The following is a 17,413-nucleotide window of genomic DNA, read 5'->3' on the forward strand; positions in this document are numbered from 1 at the left end:
ACAATTAGTCGGTCCGCAGCGCATAAATCGGACGCAGCCGGGATGCTTTGTAGGCAGGGCTGATGCCGAATACAAGGCCAATAAAAAAGGAAAATAAAAAGGCGATCAGTACCATATCCCATGCGTAGGCAATCGGATTCCCGATCAATTGGCCAGCCAGTGAGGTCAGTCCGAGGCCTGCTCCGATCCCAATCAACCCTCCAAATGTACTGAGTACAATCGATTCAAACATAAACTGCATCAGAATATTGTTTTTTTTGGCGCCAAGCGCTTTGCGGATACCAATTTCCCGGGTACGTTCGTTGACCGACATAATCATAATATTCATAATGCCGATCCCGCCGACAACCAGTGAGATTCCTGCAATGCTGGCGAGAGCGGTAGACAGCATCGCAGAGGTTTTCTCCGAGCTCTCTATCATCTCCTGAGCATCAAATACATTATAGGCTTCAGGATGATTTTTAAATGTTTTACCCAGACTATTTTCCAGTTGGGCTTTGACTTCGGGGACATCCTGACGATTGGCTGCTTTGACAACAAAGGATTGAATCCCTTTGGTCTGCAGAAAACGTTCGGCAGTCGCTATCGGAATCAGGACCTTGTCATCATTGGAACCGGTTAGATCGGAGCCTTTGGGCTGCAGCACGCCGACAACTTTGAAGGAAATACCGTTCAATCGTACATCCTGTCCAACCGGGTTACCAAGTCCATACAGCTTGCTTGCAACCTCGGAACCGAGTACAGCGACTTCCTGGCGATACTGACTGTCGATATCAAGCAGGAAACGTCCTGCCCGCAATCGGTAATTTTTGAGTGGGCGGTAATTGGGTGTAACGCCTTCCAGCGAAGCATCCATATGACGATTGCCATATTTGGCAGTCGCACTGCCGGAAATGGTAGGCGAGACCAGATCGACTCCTTTTAGATGACTATAGGCATCGACTTCTTCATAGGTCAGGGAACTGGTGACACCAATCCCCATAATGGATACCATAAGCTGATTGGTACCCAGATCGTCAAATTGTCCGGTGATGGTATCGGTAAAGCTTCGACCGACAGATACGACCAGGATGACCGAAGATACACCAATAATAATACCAAGCATCGTCAGAAAGGAACGTATTTTATTACCGATGACACTGGTCATTGCCATCCGTATACTCTGAAAGAAGATCATGATTGTGTCCTCCGATCTTCCGTGACCTGTCCATCATGAATCCGGATCACCCGTTTGGCCTGCTCGGCAATCTCCAGATCATGCGTAATCAGAATAATCGTATGTCCCTGGGCATTAAGGGATTGAAGCATATTCATCACTTCTTTGCCTGTTTTGGGATCGAGGGCGCCAGTAGGTTCATCAGCCAGCAGGATAGGAGGCTGTCCAGCAAGCGCGCGGGCAATCGCTACCCGCTGCTGCTGTCCACCGGAGAGCTGATTGGGACGATGATGAATTCGTTCCTCCAATCCTACCTTGGTCAATGCTTCTGCGGCTTTTCTTTTTCTTTCGCGATAGGACATTCCCCGGTAGATCAGCGGAAGTTCTACATTCTCGATTGCCGAAAGTTTGGGCAGGAGATTAAAGTTCTGAAAGATAAATCCGATTTTCTCGTTGCGGATTCTGGCGAGCCGATTATCCGATAGCTTCCGTACATTTTGCCCATCCAGCAGATAATCCCCTTCATTGGGAAGATCAAGACAACCAATCATATTCATCAATGTGGATTTGCCCGATCCCGAGGGTCCGATGATTGCGACAAATTCTCCATGATCTATCGTAAAGGATATTCCCTGCAGAACCAGCATCCGTTGTCCTGCCATCATATAGCCATGCTCCAGATTTTCTATCCGGATCAGCGGTTCTGTACTCATTGGCTGCTTCCTCCGGTGGAAGAAGTACTATCATTCGACGTACTGCTTGTGGTCGAGGTACTATCGGTTGATGTACTATTGTCCGAGGAAGAAGTGCTATCCGTCGATGTATTACTGTTTGTGGAATCTGTACTGTCCGTCGATGTACTGCTATCGGTAGATGAACTGGAATCCGTACTTGTGGAACTGTCAGTATCTGAAGCAGTCCCTGTATCTGCTGAAGAGGTATCCATCGCCGCATCGCTGCTATCCATAGACAATCCGGTATCTCCAAACATATCAGCTTCCGGACCGATTACCTGATCGCCTTCCTTGAGGCCGCTTTTGATTTCGATCAGGCTTTCGTTATGGATGCCGACTTTGACTTCCTTCTCGACCGGGACAGGGGATGTGCCTGCTGGTGCCTGTGGGTCAGGCTTACCTTGCAGCTGAACAAAGTATTTGCCATCTCGCTGATTCACGGTCTCTAAAGGAAGTACAGGAATATTCTTTTTTTCCTCTACAAAAATTGTAGCCTGGGCAGACATACCTGCCTTGGCATTGGGTGCCCGATCCAGATGAATAGTTACAGCAAATGTAGATACTCCGTTTTTGATCGAACCTTCATTGGCTATAGCCGATACACGCCCGGTATAGGTCTGATCGGGTAGTGCATCCAGTTGTACAGAAGCTTTCATGCCGGTATGAATCTTGGGGATATTCATTTCGTCCACCTGAATCGTAGCGCTCAGGTCATGATAGTCCACAATAGTAAATACTTCAGCTCCATTGCTGACTGCACCGCCAGGAACAATGCTGACTTTGGTAATCGTACCGCTGACCGGTGCAACCAGTGGATTATGGGGAATCTGGTCTTTTTGCAGCTGTGCAATTTCGGATTCTGTGCTGGCGATATCGGTTTTGGCTTTTTCAATGCCGAGTCGGGCACTATCTATATCGGTTTGGGACGTACCGTCCATAACGAGCTGTTTGTACTGCTCCTGCTTGTCATGCAGATCACTCTGCTGCTGCTGAAGCGTGGTTGTACGCTGGCGCATATCCTTGGAGACATCGGTGCCTTTGTATGTCATCAGCACCTGTCCTTTTTTGACGTCCATATTCAGCTTGCCCAATACTTGATTCACATTTCCCTGATCAGCAGCATAGACGATGGTCTGTTCGGTAGCTTTGGTGGCACCGGAGCCTTTGATTTGAACAGAGATAGTATCTTTTTGGACAGTAATCAGATTGGGAACAATAATCGGCGCCGGTTCGGGCTTGGGCCAGAAATGGTATATGGCGGCTGCCGCCGCCGCTGCGACTACAACAGTCACAGCGGTGATCCAGATTGCTTTTTTACTTCTCATGCTTTGCCTCCAGTTGTATTCGATGCGTTATTTTGGCTTTTATCCGGACTGGTAGTTTTACCGGCATTGCCAGCAGTAGCGGAACCGTCTGTTGTACCAGGTTTGCCGGTATCAGGAGTCTCGGGTGTGTCCGGTATGGATGGGACAGGTGACGAGCTGCCCGTATTGGATGAAGAGTCGATAGTCGTCAGAACCATTTCCAGGTTATAGCTCTGGCTTCCCAGCTGGATCCGTTCACCCTGGAATTCATCATAGACATTCATAGTGAATTTTCTGGATTGGGTCGTTTTGTATGCATTGCTCGTCAGGGAAGTAGAGTAGGCGAGCGATTGACCTGTGGTCAGATCGGTACCCGGAACCATTACTTTTTCCTGAATTTGTCCGGATGGATCAACCCACTGCAGGATCAGGCGATGACCGGTATCTCCTGTCTCATAGTTGTTATTTTTGGTCAAATTATAGGTCATGTTAAAGGAAACGGTATCCTGACCTTCTACCAGTGTGCCTGTAGCACGTGTTATGGCAAACGTATACGGGAACAATTCCATATTGCTGCTGAGCGTAGTAACCGGAGTCGCTGTTTGCTTTTTCAAGGACAGTTCAACAGCATTGATATAAGCAGTTGGTGTATCGCTTGCCTGTGCCAGTTGGCCTTCTTTGACGCCTTCACCAATATATAGGGTCAACTGGGACATGTTCACATCGGCAGGAAGCTGACTCCACACCGTAACCAGATTTTTACCTTTTGGACGAATTGCTTTGCTCGATTGGATTACTTCTGCTTCGTAGTATTCGTTATCCTGTGTTTTGTAGTAGGCGACCAATCGGGATGGATTGGATGTACGTGTCTCTTCGCTGCTCATCTCCAGCTCGGTATAGGCGATATTCTGTCCTGCGCCTGTATAGGTTACAGTACGACGTTCCTTGACTTCGGCACGTTTCCCGGCTGTCTGGATATGGAAGGATGCACCGCCGCCAATTCGGGAAACGGCAGAGCTGATTGGTCCGGTACGCAGTGTCAGGAACGACTCGCTGGCATCTGCAGTAGCATCTGATTTGTCGGCTGCCGTATTCAGTTCAAGCTGAAGCTGATTCAGATTGTGGTCGTACGGGAATCTTCCGATGACGTAATAGACTGCACTGTCTCCGGCTGCCAGTGAAGAGGTCTCGCTATTTTCGGCTACCAATTGAATTGGACTGCTCGTACGATTGTTCTCGGCTCTCATCGATCCGGTTAGCTCCGGTAAAGTCACAGAAGAAGAACCGGCATTGCGCAGACGGATCTTGGCCACTACCATATCTTCTGTAGACCATGGCATACGCTGGATCGACTCCAGGGTCACACCAAAGCTGCCATAACTGTTATCCACCGTATATTCGGCCTGCTCGGATTGGGTCTGCTCTGGTGTATACGGAATTTTGTAAAAGGCGGTAGGCAGATCAATCGACTTTGCAGCAGGTGCAGCAGCTGTCTTGGTATCGGTATCGCTGGAACTGTTGCTATCAGCTGGTACGGAAGGTTCCACCAATTGCAACTGCAGCGCGCTTTGTTTAAGTTTGAGCGGCACTTCGGCAGACAGCTGAATGACTTTGTCTTCCAGGGGCTTGAGTGTAAGGCTGCCCAGTGCTTTGGTACGGATCGGGAAGGCATAACCTTCGGACGATTTGAGTGCCAGTTCATAAGCAGGCAGCGCAAGTGCCTGGGTGCCGGTGTTTTTGACGCGGAACTGGATCATCCATGCAGCTTTGTCGCCACTGGTGGACATACTGGCCTGCTTCAGCTGTGTTTCGATTGTGCTGCTGCCAATAGTCAGTGTTTTGACCTTGCCCGCAGGTACGACCAGATTGGATGCCGTCACATCAGGCAGCTGAAAAGAAGCGACCGGAAGTTCGGTTTGTAATGTCTGCTCGGTACGCGTGATCAGCAGTGACATTTTTTTCATTTTTAGCGAAGCTGGAATCTCGGTGAGATAAGTGACAGTCTTACTGCTTCCAGGGGCAATATCATATTCACGACCAGCATGATCCAGACGAAGTTCGAATGTGGAGCCACCCGGGGACTCAAGGTAGGTTTTATAATTGGGGGAGTCCAGTGTCTCGGCACCCTTATTGGTAATATTCAGCATAACGACAGCATAGGATGTATTGTTGAACCGGATGGTTTGTAATTTTGCCGGTTTCAGAACGATGGGGAGATTATCGATAACTACTTTTTGGCTGTGTCCCTTGGCAGCAGCAGGAGAATAGGAAGCAGGGATATTGAAGCTGCCCAGCTTTTTCTCATAGTTCGAACTGTTAAAGTCCCAGCCGAACATAGTGATTCGGGTACCGTTCAGACTGGACGTGGTCTCGGGCTTGATATAGTAGGTAACAGACAGCTGGTTATGAGCAGGGACGATCGTTTTGGTCTTGTCTTCCGGCAGAACCGTACCGCGGGTCGTGATTCCCTGTGAGGTTGTCACTTTGGAAAAGGCATTGAGCAGCTTGTACGGGCTGGATGTATTATTAGTATAAGTCAGCGTGTATACGAGAATACTGCCGGTATTTTTGCGGGCGATCTGCAGATTACTCAGTTTGGCGCTGACACCGGACTGCAAAGCAACCGAAGAGACGGAACCCAGTGAGCTTACATGCTGTACCTGGATATGAGGTGTAGTAATATTGGCAGATACCGGGGTAGCTATACTCTGACCGGCGGTTACGATTCCGGCCAGAAGTAAAAAATACGTTGGATAATTCTTCATTTATATTCCTCCTGATATGTAGAACTCTGTCTAGGACGATCTTCATGTGCCGAGCTACTGACTTATCATAGAAGAAGGTTCTAACACATCGATAAATAAAAGAATGCCAATGATAGACAGAATCTAAAATAAAGTTAAACTTTTCTTAAACCGGATGATTATAGTTTATATAAGATATATTGGATTGAAGATATAGCACAACAAACCTGGATCGAGTATGGTATGTGCTCAAATAAAAATCCCCATACGGTCAACAATGACCATACAGGGATATATGCAGTAGCTGCCGGAGCTGGGGGAACATCATTTATTCGTTAGCGAATAGTCGGCCCACCCAGTTTTTTGAGGTAAAAGAAATACGGCAGCGGATGATTCTTCATATCCATCATGCCCATAACAACATCTACACTGACCTTGCGGAAATGGTCCATAATCGGTAAATGGTCATAGATCATCGTCGCAGTAATTCGTCCACGGTGTTCCACCATACGCAGTCGGGCTTCTCCGCCATCGCTGGGTACCAGTTTCATTTTGTCCACCAGGCGACCGGGATCGGCAGGGAAAATGCTGCCGTTCTTTTTATAAAAAAGCAAAGGATCGACATTGTCCACCGAGTGAAATGCCTTGCCATACCAATGCATTTTCTCCAGTATTCCGTCCATCGGATGACCGGTGCGCAGTTCAAATCCGCGCCAGGTTCCTATCATTTCTTCCAGTTCTACGGCATCCAGTTCATCATAGAAGTTCAGTGCTTCTTCTCGGGTAATCTGATCCTGATAGGTCATACTCCAGAATTGTGGTTCCATTGTCTCGATCATACGATTTCCTCCCTTAATGATATTCTTGCTGGCTGTATCGATAGTTCCATAGCAGAGGAATGCGTCTAGCTATTAGATAGAATAATAGGTCTTATTTAATACTTATACTGGTTCGGAGGTCTTTAATCGCCAGTTCCATAAAAAGATATACATAGTCTGCAAAAATGCTAGATGGATCATGAAGAAGGCTGAAATAAGACTGTGATTCCCTGATTTTTATTTGTAAACCCTGCTTGATTGTTATAAAATGTAAAAAATCAAAAACAGAAAGGAGAAAGCTCAATGAACCGCATCCACAAGCAATCCGAAGCACGACAGAGAAAATATACTCAGTACCCAGGGGAGTTATTTAAATCAAGCTTCATCAGGCGGCAGAAAAGAGGAGCTCCGGATCATTTCTTGAGAATAGACCTTAGAAGAATATGATCCATTTCATGGACTTCCGGCATATATAGCCGAAGAAATTATTCCGGATATCTCCATGAATCTGCCCCTGATCACGAGAGGGGTTACTAGGAATGAAATACATAAATCGATCGAACTGGAAAGAACAGTTCTCTTTTTGGAAATATCCGTCGATTCTGCTGACGGGTATCGGCATTGCTTATACCGGTGACTGGATCTTCCTGATTGCTCTGAATCTGACGGTACTGGATATGTCGGGTTCGGCGCTGGCTGTTGCCGGATTGTATATGCTTCAGCCTTTTGCCACGTTATGCATGAATAGCTGGGCAGGTAGTCTGATTGACCGTATGAACAAGCGTAATCTGATGATTCTGCTGGATCTGACCCGGTCGGTGCTGTTGTTTGTACTTCCTTTTGTAGACAGGATCTGGATGATCTATGGAGTGGTCTGGTTTATTTATATGGCCAGTGCTGTTTTTCGTCCTTCATCAATGGGATATATTGTACGGTTGATACCGGTAGAGCATCGCAAACGATTCAATGCAATTCAGGGGCTGATCAGTTCGGGAGCTTTTTTAATTGGGCCGGCGATAGCGGGGCTGCTGTTCCTGATTATGAGCCCGCAATCTGCCATTATTTTGACAGCATGCGGATTTTTGTTTTCAGGGTTGATTACGATGATTCTGCCTGATCTGGAAAGCAATAAGGCTGATCAAACGTCATCAAGTCAAGCTGGAGCCAATGGGCGTGGGTTACGAGGCTGGTTGCGGCTGAGCACAAACAAACATGAAGATGGACAACCTGTATCTTCCGGTTTATCATGGACGGTATTGAAGCAGGACTGGAAAGAAGTGGCCGGGTTCAGCAGTCAGCACCGGATACCGACGCTGATTTATCTGCTGTTTTATCTGATTCTGGTACTGGCCGCCGGACTGGATTCCCAGGAAGTAGCGCTGACCAAACAGGTACTGCATGTCTCTGACAGTGAATACAGCTATCTTGTCAGTATCGCCGGTGCCGGTCTGGGTGCAGGTGCATTGGTCAATATGCTGATCGTCAAGCGTCTGTCCATAGCCTGGCTGCTTGGAGGCGGAGCGATAGGAACAGGAATCGGTTATGTACTTTATGCTTTTGCAGGTTCATTTATGATGGTGGGAGCGGGATTCTTTTTGCTGGCTTTCTGTCTGGCCTTTGCCAATACCGGATTCACTACGTTCTACCAGAATCATGTACCCACACATATGATGGGACGGATCAGCAGTATATATGGGCTGGCGATGGCTGTACAGCAGATCATCTGTGTGTTCCTCGTTGGAATGGCAGCTGAGCTCTGGTCCATATCGGGAGCGGTACAGATTGGTGCTGTTATGATGATCGTAATTGCGGTCATTCTCCATATGGTGAGCATTCGTCATTTCAAAGATCAACCCGAACGAGCATCGACAGCAGTTGTTGCCGGTTCGAATCATACAGGGAACTAGGATGAAAAATATAGAAGATCATCATTATTGTGCAGAAATATCATTCCAAGAAACAGCTTATACAGACAAAAGCAGAAAATATTAACAGTTTATCCACGTTATCCACGGCATATTTACTTTTTTGAGAGTTATCCACTGTGGATAAAATAATAAAGAATCCCCGGTGCATGGATAGTTGGCAGCCGGGGATTTATTTATGATCTGATTGTAATCCAAAAAGGATTATTCTGCTTTTGCAGGTATTTGCCAGTATAATGGCGCTTCTTCGCCAAGCGTACCTTCTACTGTGCCGCCTTCTTTGCGCCAGTACTCCATGCCACCGGGCATTTCCTTAACCGCAAATCCTAGCCGGGCAAGCGTAGCAGCTGCGCGTGTGGCTCCATTACAGGCAGGACCCCAGCAGTACGTAATAATTGTCTTTTCCCGATCCCATGAGGCGGTCGTCTCTGCATTAATCCGGCGTCCGGGCAGTGAGATAGCGCCAGGAATATGACATTCTGCATACGACTGTTCATCTCGTACATCCAGCATCATAAAAGAAGTAACACCTTTACCCAGATCCGCAGCAACATCGGCTATATCGGTCTCATAGGCGAGACGCATAGTAAAATGGCGATACGCCTCTTCGGGTGCAGCCGCCGGTATTTCTGTAACGGATGAAAAGCGTGAGCGTGTATTCATATTAGTCATCTCCTTTATATTATCTAGATTATTGATCTGAAGCCATAAAAGGATCAGGTATATTCCTGCTCTGTCTGTCTTCTCTACGGATTGTACAGGATCACGAAGTGCCTGGTACGGTGAAGTTATGAATAGCAGCTATCGATATGATCGATAACGTAGTTGGAAAAGAATTAATTTAAGGCTCTATTCTCTATGAAAGTAATTATTTGCTGCAATACAGTGCTTATTTATCGTAAGCTAAAGCATATCTAATATCGGGGAGAAGGTACGGAAATGGAGCTGCTTTATTTAAAAACTTTTTGTGCGCTTGTTCAGTGGGGGAATTATACGCGAACTGCCCTGGAACTGGATTATGCCCAGTCCAGCATTACGAATCATATTCAGCGGCTTGAACAGCTCTATGGCGGTCAGCGTTTGCTGCAGCGGAGCGGCAATCAGGTGGTGCCAACAGAAGCGGGTCAGCGGTTGCTGCCCTATGCCCGGCAGATGCTGGAACTGCAGCAGCAGGCCAGAGAAGCAGTGACTGATCAGCATCCGGAGGTACCGGTGCTGACAATTGGTACGATCGAATCACTGTCGCTTTATTACCTGCCCGAGCTGCTTGAAGCTTTTCGTCATCGTTATCCTGCCTACAAAGTCAAAATTGTTCTCGGGCAGGAAGCTGAGCTTATGGAGCAGGTCAGACAGGGCAAGCTGGATCTGGCACTGATCCTTGATCAGCCTTTCACCCATACAGGCATCGAGTGCATGTTGCTGTTCGAAGCACCGATGATGATCGTTATGCATCAGCAGCATCCACTTGCTGGTTCAGCATCTCTCTCGGCGACGGCACTGGCAGAGCAGCCGCTGATTCTTACAGAAGAAGGATGCACGTACCGTGCCGGACTACTGGAGACGATGCAGCAGGCATCATTATCTGCAGATGTACGCTGGGAACTGAGCAGTATTGAAGCGATCAAACAAGCTGTGCACAAACAGTGGGGAATCGGATTTTTGCCTTCATTTACAATAAGGGAAGCAGATCGGCTGCAGGGAATAGCAGCTATCCCCTGGATCGAGCAGGGACGCCGATTGTATGGGCAGCTTGTGTATTCCGGACAAGTGTCGGTAGGTGCCCGGGCATTTATGCAGCTGGAACAGCTGTATTCACATGCCGCTTCACCAGCTATTATGCATAGTGTGAGTACAAAGACGGATACAGCACGCCAATAAATATTCATTTATTCCTATAAACTTAGTCTGGATTAACTTCATTTTAATTTGGAAACAAGGTATACTATTGAAGAAAACGGGCAAGATAAGATATACTTTTCCCGCAAACCCTATATCGCTAAAGGAGTGTCATTATGCCACAAGTATTGGTTTTTGGTCATAAAAATCCGGATACGGATACAATCACATCCGCTATCGCCTATGCAGCACTGAAAAAAGAACTGGGTGTGGATGCGGAAGCTGTACGTCTGGGTGAAGTAAATGGAGAGACTCAGTATGCACTGGACTACTTCAAAGTAGCTGCCCCTCGTCTGGTAGAGAAAGTAAGCGAAGTGAAGGAAGTTATCCTCGTCGATCACAACGAACGCCAGCAAAGTGCAGATGATATCGATCAGGTTACCGTTACCGAAGTTATCGATCATCACCGTATCGCCAACTTTGAGACCAGTGCTCCACTGTACTATCGCGCTGAGCCTGTAGGCTGCACCGCTACGATCCTTAACAAACTGTACAAGGAAAATGGCGTAACCATCACCAAGGAAATCGCTGGTCTGATGCTGTCTGCGATCATCTCCGATTCCCTGCTGTTCAAATCGCCTACCTGCACCGAACAGGATGTAGCTGCTGCGCGCGAACTGGCTGAAATCGCTGGTGTGGATGCCGAGAAATACGGTCTGGATATGCTCAAAGCCGGTGCGGATCTGAGCCGGAAAACGGTAGAACAGCTGATCTCCCTGGATGCCAAAGAATTCCAGATGGGCGATGCCAAAGTGGAAATCGCACAGGTAAATACAGTAGATGTAAATGACGTACTGTCCCAGCAGGCTGCTCTGGAAACAGCAATCAATGCCGTTATCGAGAAAAAAGGTCTGGATCTGTTCCTGTTTGTCGTAACCGACATTCTGAACAACGATTCTGTAGGCCTGGCACTGGGTAAACGCACGGATGTAGTAGAAAAAGCATACAACGTATCCCTGGACAACCATACCGCACTGCTCAAAGGTGTTGTATCCCGTAAATCCCAGGTTGTTCCGGTTCTGACCGATACATTTGCCCTGTAATCTACTTGGTAACTGGATCGGCAGTTGCTTCACCTGTTATTGAATACATAAGGTGACGCTATCGATCATATATGAAAAAGCTGCTCCGCCAGCGCAAGCCAAAGAATTCCCTCTGAGACATTCGGGATAGTTCTTTGACTTTCGCGGTGGAACAGCTTTTTTGTTGTGTGTTTATAGAATGGTTAACTGGATATTAGAAGATGATGACTTATCCTGGCTCCTGTCAGCTGCGTGAAGGTTCGTGAGCCGGAGCAGGAGGTCCGCCTGGCAGTACATGCGGACCGGGCGAGCCGGAAGTTCCCGGCATGCTGCCTGCTGCAGAAGATCCGGATGACGAAGGAGGTGCGCCGGATCCGGGTGGCCGACCTGCTCCCGGCGGCGGACCACCAGGGAAACCGCCAGCCGGTGCTACTGCAGCCTGTTTGGCCAGCTTTTGCTTTTCCCAAAGACCACGGGCAATGACGAGCATAGCCAGTACACCGGTATACAGCATCATGGAGCCAAGCTCTGGCAGCATCTCGCTGAATGGTGCGCCGCGAAGACCGAGGCTGCGCAGGAATTTGAACATCCATACAAATGGGAAAAAGTCACTGATCTGCAGCGCGAGTGGAGGGAACAGCGCTCTGGCCATCGTACCACCGGACAACACAAAAGCAGGCATGAAAATAAAGATCATGCGCGAGACCGCAATCCCCGGATGTGCTGCTCCCCAGGCGACTAGAATATTGATACATACCGATCCAAATACATACAGCATGACCGGAATCATAAACAGAAACGGACTGCCGACAAAGCGGGTATCATCAAACAGCTTCAATACACCCATCGCAAAAATCAGACCGGCCGTAGAAAACAGCAGATACGGTATAATCCGGAACAGCAGATTAAATGGATTCTGCAGCTCGCCTGCCAGACGATGCGATACACGCAGCCGGGCGACGATCGGCAGACTGTTAATATTCAACATCATAAACGAGAACATGCAGACAAATGTCAGAATCGTCGTGTTCTGATAATTGCTGGTCGGATTGAACAATGATCGGACTTCAACCGCCAGATTACTTAGCGTCCCTTGCGCCTGAGTACTGCTCATTCCGGTTCGTGCCAGAGCCGGTACAGATAGCTGCATATTTTCCGTAGCGGTAATCTCTTGCATCGCTGTCCGGATAAAAGTAACCGACTGGCTATTCGTATTATCCAGAATCAGCCCCAGACGATTCGATATTGCCCGGTTGTGATTATCCTCCAGTCCCTTGGGCAAGGAGATCACTGCCAGATACTGCTCGTGATAAAAGTATTCCTCCGGGTGCTCGGCATAGGATACGACCTGAGCCACATGAATATACTGGGACGAATCGATTTTCTGAATCAGCTGCCTGCTGTAAGCCGTATTGTCCTGATCGACCACTACGACGCGGGATTCGTTAATCTGACTGCTGGGCAGCAGCAGGGTATAAGCGAGTACCGCGACCAATGGGAACATAATGGCGATAATCGGATACTTGGATTTGATCAGGTAGTTCCATTCATCAAGAAGTGATTTCATCAGTATTCACCTCAGCGGTCATGCCCGGCAGCAGTGCACCGGTTTTTGGTACATAGATGCGAACCTGGAAGGTGGCGATATCCGCTTCCCCTTTTTCACGGGACATACGCAGGTTGGCGAATTGCGGTGCAGAAGTAACATAGCGTACCTTGCCCTGTATGTCCTGATTGGTAGCAGGAAGATGAACTGGTACCTGCTGATTGGCTTTGAACTTGCTTGCCTGATCTTCGCTCACATAGAGATCAAAGTACATTTCATTGGTTTCGAGCGTAATCACAGGAGTGCCCTGAGCGATATTTTCACCGACTTTGGTACTGACTGCGGTGATTTTACCATTTTGCGGAGCTTTGAGTACCAGACGGGATTTTTTGAGCAAAAGGGTCTTGAGTTCGACTTGCTGTGCGGCTTTTTGCTGCTTCAGCAGTTTGACGGATAACTCCTGGTCAGCCAGCTGTTGCCGGGTCTGAGCAACCGTATCGAGCTGGGTCGCAGAATTCTCGGCTGCGATCCGGGAAGCTTCGATCTCATCTTGCGCCTGGGTGATGCTTACTGCAGCCTGACCGACCTGTTCGGTCGCCTGATTCGCCTGCTCGGAAGCCTGACGGGTACGTTCATTTGCCTGTTGGCGTTCTTCAGCAGTAGCGCCGTTTTTCATTTTGGTCAGTGCTTCCTTCTGCTGGCTAAGCTGGTTTTTGGCTAGTGTCAGCGCATTGTCGGCGCTGTCCATTTCAGCCTTGCTGCTCAGACCGGCGTCATATAGCTTTTTGGTGCGCTCATAGCTGGTCTGGGCAGTCTGCAAGCTTTTGGTAGCAGATTGGACAGCGATTTGCTGCTGCTGCAGATCTTCTTTGCGGGAACCGTCATTGACTTGTTTCTCAGCTGCTGCAGCTTGGCGCTGGGCAGACTCAGCCTGACGGCGTGCCGCTGCAGCTTGACGCTGGGAAGCCTTGGATGTCTCCAGAGCGGCCTGACTTTTACTCTGATTTACCTGTGCCTGTGTAATCGCCAGTTGTGCCTGCTTTTCCTGAGTATTGGCTTTGGCATAACCCAATTGGATCGATTGCTCCTGTTGCTGGATCTGGATGTCAAACTGCTGAATTTGCTTTTGTAACTGCTCGATCTGCAGATCCACATCGGTGCCATCCAGTTTCATTAATACATCGCCTTTTTTGACGACTTTTTCTTCCTGATAGGGAATGGTGGTCACTTTGCCGCCTACCTGTTCAAAAGATACATGAATCGTATCCGAGCTCAAGGTAGCACTGCGGGAAGACTGGGATAGAGTAACCTGATCCTGACCCTTGGCCTGCAGCAGAAATCCGCCCCCCAGCAGACAGGCGATAGAGATAACGGGGATAACGAGACTTGCGATTTGATTGCGATTCATGAATAGAACTCTCCTTGATCATTTGAATAAATACATAGCCAATCTTTGTTGTTTAACACGGGAAAAATGCAGCCCTAAAATTTCTCTTCCTGTCCATCAACAGAACAGAATCGAAATGGATACAGTTTAAATCCCGAATAGCTTTAATTTGTAAAGTAAGCCCACTAACTATTGGGCGGATAAGGGCATAGTTATGCCCGGATGAATGGAGGTTATAGCTGTTCCGTTTCCGAAATGCCCTTCTGTATTTTCTGCATCAGACTCAGCAGAACTTCACGTTCCTCCTCGGATAAATGGCTCATCATATGAGAGGTACTTGTGAAGTGAAGAGGGAGCAATTCATTCATTAATGCTGTGCCTTCATCGGTCAGATGAATAATACTCATTCGGCGATCGGTTGGGTGATCCTGGCGGGTAACTAGTCCATCACGTTCCATCCGCTCGATAAGTCCGGTTACTGTAGCTTTGGTAATACCTGCCCGTTCTGCAAGTTCCGTCGCCAGTAGCCCGGTATCCTGATAACGATACAACAGAATCAACAGCGCGAACTTTCCGCTGGAAATACCAAATTGCTCATATCGTTGCGTACTGACTTTGAAAATATTGGAGGAGGTTCTCATGAACAGCAGCATTGCCTCTGTTGCAGTAACATCAATTTCGGGAATACGCTCGGAGAACTTTTGAAGCATCTCGCGGGTAGGCAGATCACGCATATCAAAATCCATAGCTAATTCTTCCTCTTCAAAAAGATTCGCAGTCATCCCCATGTACAGATAAGTAATCTCCATGGCGGCATCGTCGCGTGTCCTATGATTATACAGGGAAAGCGCTTCTGATGTCTCGGAGGATCGCCAATTGTCCTTGACCAATTTTGTTCCTCCTTTCTGATAAAGTGGGTTTGTTAAACTTGTTAGCGAGCTAACTACAATTGTAAAAACATCCATTGATCCGTGTTTATCGGTCTTCACGTACTAGCCTGATTATGATAAGCCAGATTTTATATTTTTGCAATTTAAATTTTTGGCATCCAGTTAAGTACAAAAAGAAAGGAATGTACGAATTCGCGTTGCTTTGCCTTAATGACTGAGCTAAAATTTTAAGTTAAGACAGGGGGGAAGGTTATGACTACATCTAGAACCAGATCGATTGGACCGGCCCGCTTCAATACGGCAGTTCAGGCCTTGGCAGGGCTGGCTTGTAATGGGGGAACGGTATCGAGTTCAGTCATTGCTGCACAGGTTCAGTCACATGCGACTTTTCTGCGCAGAATTCTGGCTACACTGGCAAGCCACGGAATCGTAGATACACGTGAAGGCAGAGACGGTGGCTATTCTTTGAAAATATCGGCAGATACATTGACACTGGCAGACATTTATCAGGCGATCCGCAATGAGGAAGTGCAGCAGGAATCGCCTGCAGAATGTATGGAAACAAGCAGTACCGAGATTGGAAGCATCCTCAAAAATGTCATGATGGACGCAGAGCGACAGGCGATCGAATATCTCAAAAAGTATACCCTGTCCGATCTGCTCCACGAAGCCAATCAGAAGAAAATATCCAATATTGCCGAACTACTGAATAATTAAAACGTAATCAGGGGAAAAGCAGCAGACCGTATTGGAACAGCAGCAAGCCCGGTGGGCGATGATCGATACATCGCTTACCGGGCTTGTTGTCTGTTATGGATTATTGAACGGTAGAGGATAGCTTATCCGTGTTTGGCAGAGTGAACAGAAGTCGCATCCTGCTCTTCTTTGGCTGTCCGGCGGGCAAACCAGGTCGCGAGCAGGGAGCCGGAAATATTATGCCATACACTGAAGATAGCACTCGGTACAGCAGCCAGCGGATTGAAATGAGCAGCAGCCAGACTGGCACCGAGCCCGGAGTTCTGCATACCGGTCTCGAATACAATCGCTTTGCGCTGAGCCGGATTCATTCGGATCAAGCGGGCAAACAAATAGCCAAGCAGGTAACCAAGTCCATTGTGCAGAATAACAACCGCAAAAATTAATAATCCGGATTCTACAATGTGGGGCTTGTTTAATCCCACTACAATCGCTACGATAAGAACAATCGCCAGTGTCGATACGGCAGGAAGCGCTACAGTAGCCGCTTCCGCCTGTCTGCGGAACAGCGCCTTGACGATAACGCCAAGCACGATAGGTACGATTACGACCTTGAGGATGTCGAGGATCAGACTGCCTGCACTGACATTCATCCATTGTCCCGCCAGCAGCGAGATCATCGCCGGTGTAGCAAGCGGTGCAATCAGCGTGGAGACCGAGGCGATCGATACCCCCAGTGCTACATCGCCACGAGCCAGAAAAGTCATCACATTCGAAGCTGTACCACTTGGGCAGCATCCTACCAGAATAACTCCCACGGCAATATCCGGCGGCAGATGCAGTGCTACTGCCAGTCCGTAGGCAAGCAGCGGCATAATTACATAATGGCCGACAACGCCAAGTGCCACATCCAGCGGCCGGCGGAATACTTCACGAAAATCTGCCGAAGATAACGTCAGTCCCATTCCGAACATGACAATACCGAGCAGTAGAGAAATTTGTCCTTTAAGCCCAATAAATAAGGTGGGCAGGAAAAAGCCGAGCAGGGCAAATAAAATGACCCACACGGAAAATGTATTACCGATAAACTTGCTGATTCTTGCAACTCCATTCATGGCTCATTCTCCTCTGTTATGTCTCTATGTAGTATGCTGTTTAAATAACAGTGTCCAAAATTTTACTATAAAAAACCTTACATAGCTATTGTCCCGCATCCCAGAAAAATAAAGGTTTTTTATTATTTTATTTGTTCACGATGCACAAATAGATGCAGAAAGAATGCATGATACAGACAA

General features: G+C 47.8%; 14 protein-coding genes. 4 read left to right on the top strand and 10 right to left on the bottom strand.

The genetic code is table 11. From position 1 onward, the window contains the following. Positions 1-4: 4 nt before the first annotated feature. The 5 genes from H065_RS0116660 to H065_RS0116680 form a co-directional block, all read right to left on the bottom strand. The gene (locus H065_RS0116660) at positions 5-1,177 is read right to left on the bottom strand and encodes an ABC transporter permease (RefSeq protein WP_017814214.1); all 1,173 of its coding nucleotides are present in this window, start codon (positions 1,175-1,177) and stop codon (positions 5-7) included. Further along, a complete protein-coding gene (locus H065_RS0116665; RefSeq protein WP_017814215.1) occupies positions 1,174-1,869 on the bottom strand; it encodes an ABC transporter ATP-binding protein in 696 nt (231 codons plus the stop codon). The genes H065_RS0116660 and H065_RS0116665 overlap by 4 nt, the downstream gene beginning before the upstream one ends. Then, a complete protein-coding gene (locus H065_RS27085; protein ID WP_017814216.1) occupies positions 1,866-3,215 on the bottom strand; it encodes an efflux RND transporter periplasmic adaptor subunit in 1,350 nt (449 codons plus the stop codon). Before H065_RS27085 ends, H065_RS0116665 begins: the two co-directional genes overlap by 4 nt. After that, positions 3,212-5,959, bottom strand: coding sequence for a hypothetical protein (locus tag H065_RS0116675; protein ID WP_017814217.1), 2,748 nt, complete (start codon positions 5,957-5,959; stop codon positions 3,212-3,214). Before H065_RS0116675 ends, H065_RS27085 begins: the two co-directional genes overlap by 4 nt. A 314-nt stretch (positions 5,960-6,273) precedes the next feature. Next, positions 6,274-6,777, bottom strand: coding sequence for a DUF4334 domain-containing protein (locus H065_RS0116680; RefSeq protein WP_017814218.1), 504 nt, complete (start codon positions 6,775-6,777; stop codon positions 6,274-6,276). Positions 6,778-7,295: 518 nt separating this feature from the next. On the opposite strand from H065_RS0116680, the gene H065_RS0116695 reads away from it, so the two are divergent. Then, positions 7,296-8,663: an MFS transporter gene (locus H065_RS0116695; RefSeq protein WP_017814221.1), complete on the top strand. Its 1,368-nt coding sequence runs from the start codon at positions 7,296-7,298 to the stop codon at positions 8,661-8,663. A gap of 222 nt (positions 8,664-8,885) precedes the next feature. On the opposite strand, the gene H065_RS0116700 is transcribed toward H065_RS0116695, so the two are convergent. Beyond that, positions 8,886-9,344 (bottom strand): rhodanese-like domain-containing protein, encoded by a 459-nt coding sequence (locus tag H065_RS0116700; RefSeq protein WP_017814222.1) that lies wholly within the window; start codon positions 9,342-9,344, stop codon positions 8,886-8,888. A 276-nt stretch (positions 9,345-9,620) separates the two neighbouring features. Between H065_RS0116700 and H065_RS26155 the strand changes: the two genes are divergently transcribed. After that, a complete protein-coding gene (locus H065_RS26155) occupies positions 9,621-10,559 on the top strand; it encodes a LysR family transcriptional regulator (protein WP_017814223.1) in 939 nt (312 codons plus the stop codon). Between the two features lie 134 nt (positions 10,560-10,693). Continuing rightward, positions 10,694-11,620 (top strand): manganese-dependent inorganic pyrophosphatase, encoded by a 927-nt coding sequence (locus H065_RS0116710; RefSeq protein ID WP_017814224.1) that lies wholly within the window; start codon positions 10,694-10,696, stop codon positions 11,618-11,620. Between the two features lie 223 nt (positions 11,621-11,843). Here H065_RS0116710 and H065_RS0116715 read toward each other — a convergent pair whose 3' ends face one another. The 3 genes from H065_RS0116715 to H065_RS0116725 form a co-directional block, all read right to left on the bottom strand. Then, positions 11,844-13,166 carry an ABC transporter permease gene (locus H065_RS0116715; protein ID WP_017814225.1) on the bottom strand — a complete coding sequence of 441 codons (1,323 nt, stop codon included), beginning with the start codon at positions 13,164-13,166 and terminating at the stop codon, positions 11,844-11,846. Next, positions 13,150-14,553, bottom strand: a complete 1,404-nt coding sequence (locus H065_RS0116720; protein ID WP_017814226.1) for an HlyD family secretion protein — start codon at positions 14,551-14,553, stop codon at positions 13,150-13,152. The genes H065_RS0116715 and H065_RS0116720 overlap by 17 nt, the downstream gene beginning before the upstream one ends. Positions 14,554-14,765: 212 nt before the next feature. Further along, entirely contained in the window at positions 14,766-15,422 is a 657-nt protein-coding gene (locus H065_RS0116725; RefSeq protein WP_017814227.1) for a MarR family winged helix-turn-helix transcriptional regulator, read from the bottom strand. Between the two features lie 252 nt (positions 15,423-15,674). Between H065_RS0116725 and H065_RS26160 the strand changes: the two genes are divergently transcribed. Continuing rightward, positions 15,675-16,139: an RrF2 family transcriptional regulator gene (locus H065_RS26160; RefSeq protein WP_017814228.1), complete on the top strand. Its 465-nt coding sequence runs from the start codon at positions 15,675-15,677 to the stop codon at positions 16,137-16,139. Between the two features lie 122 nt (positions 16,140-16,261). On the opposite strand, the gene H065_RS0116735 is transcribed toward H065_RS26160, so the two are convergent. Then, entirely contained in the window at positions 16,262-17,233 is a 972-nt protein-coding gene (locus H065_RS0116735; RefSeq protein ID WP_017814229.1) for a bile acid:sodium symporter family protein, read from the bottom strand. Between the last annotated feature and the right edge of the window lie 180 nt (positions 17,234-17,413).

This window comes from Paenibacillus shenyangensis (genome assembly GCF_000346635.1).
Taxonomy (GTDB): Bacteria; Bacillota; Bacilli; order Paenibacillales; family Paenibacillaceae; genus Saccharibacillus; species Saccharibacillus dauci.

Coding starts and splice junctions, on each gene's coding strand:
- H065_RS0116660 (WP_017814214.1), bottom strand. CDS start 1,177: ATGATCTTCTTTCAGAGTATACGGATGGCAATGACCAGTGTCATCGGT.
- H065_RS0116665 (WP_017814215.1), bottom strand. CDS start 1,869: ATGAGTACAGAACCGCTGATCCGGATAGAAAATCTGGAGCATGGCTAT.
- H065_RS27085 (WP_017814216.1), bottom strand. CDS start 3,215: ATGAGAAGTAAAAAAGCAATCTGGATCACCGCTGTGACTGTTGTAGTC.
- H065_RS0116675 (WP_017814217.1), bottom strand. CDS start 5,959: ATGAAGAATTATCCAACGTATTTTTTACTTCTGGCCGGAATCGTAACC.
- H065_RS0116680 (WP_017814218.1), bottom strand. CDS start 6,777: ATGATCGAGACAATGGAACCACAATTCTGGAGTATGACCTATCAGGAT.
- H065_RS0116695 (WP_017814221.1), top strand. CDS start 7,296: ATGAAATACATAAATCGATCGAACTGGAAAGAACAGTTCTCTTTTTGG.
- H065_RS0116700 (WP_017814222.1), bottom strand. CDS start 9,344: ATGAATACACGCTCACGCTTTTCATCCGTTACAGAAATACCGGCGGCT.
- H065_RS26155 (WP_017814223.1), top strand. CDS start 9,621: ATGGAGCTGCTTTATTTAAAAACTTTTTGTGCGCTTGTTCAGTGGGGG.
- H065_RS0116710 (WP_017814224.1), top strand. CDS start 10,694: ATGCCACAAGTATTGGTTTTTGGTCATAAAAATCCGGATACGGATACA.
- H065_RS0116715 (WP_017814225.1), bottom strand. CDS start 13,166: ATGAAATCACTTCTTGATGAATGGAACTACCTGATCAAATCCAAGTAT.
- H065_RS0116720 (WP_017814226.1), bottom strand. CDS start 14,553: ATGAATCGCAATCAAATCGCAAGTCTCGTTATCCCCGTTATCTCTATC.
- H065_RS26160 (WP_017814228.1), top strand. CDS start 15,675: ATGACTACATCTAGAACCAGATCGATTGGACCGGCCCGCTTCAATACG.
- H065_RS0116735 (WP_017814229.1), bottom strand. CDS start 17,233: ATGAATGGAGTTGCAAGAATCAGCAAGTTTATCGGTAATACATTTTCC.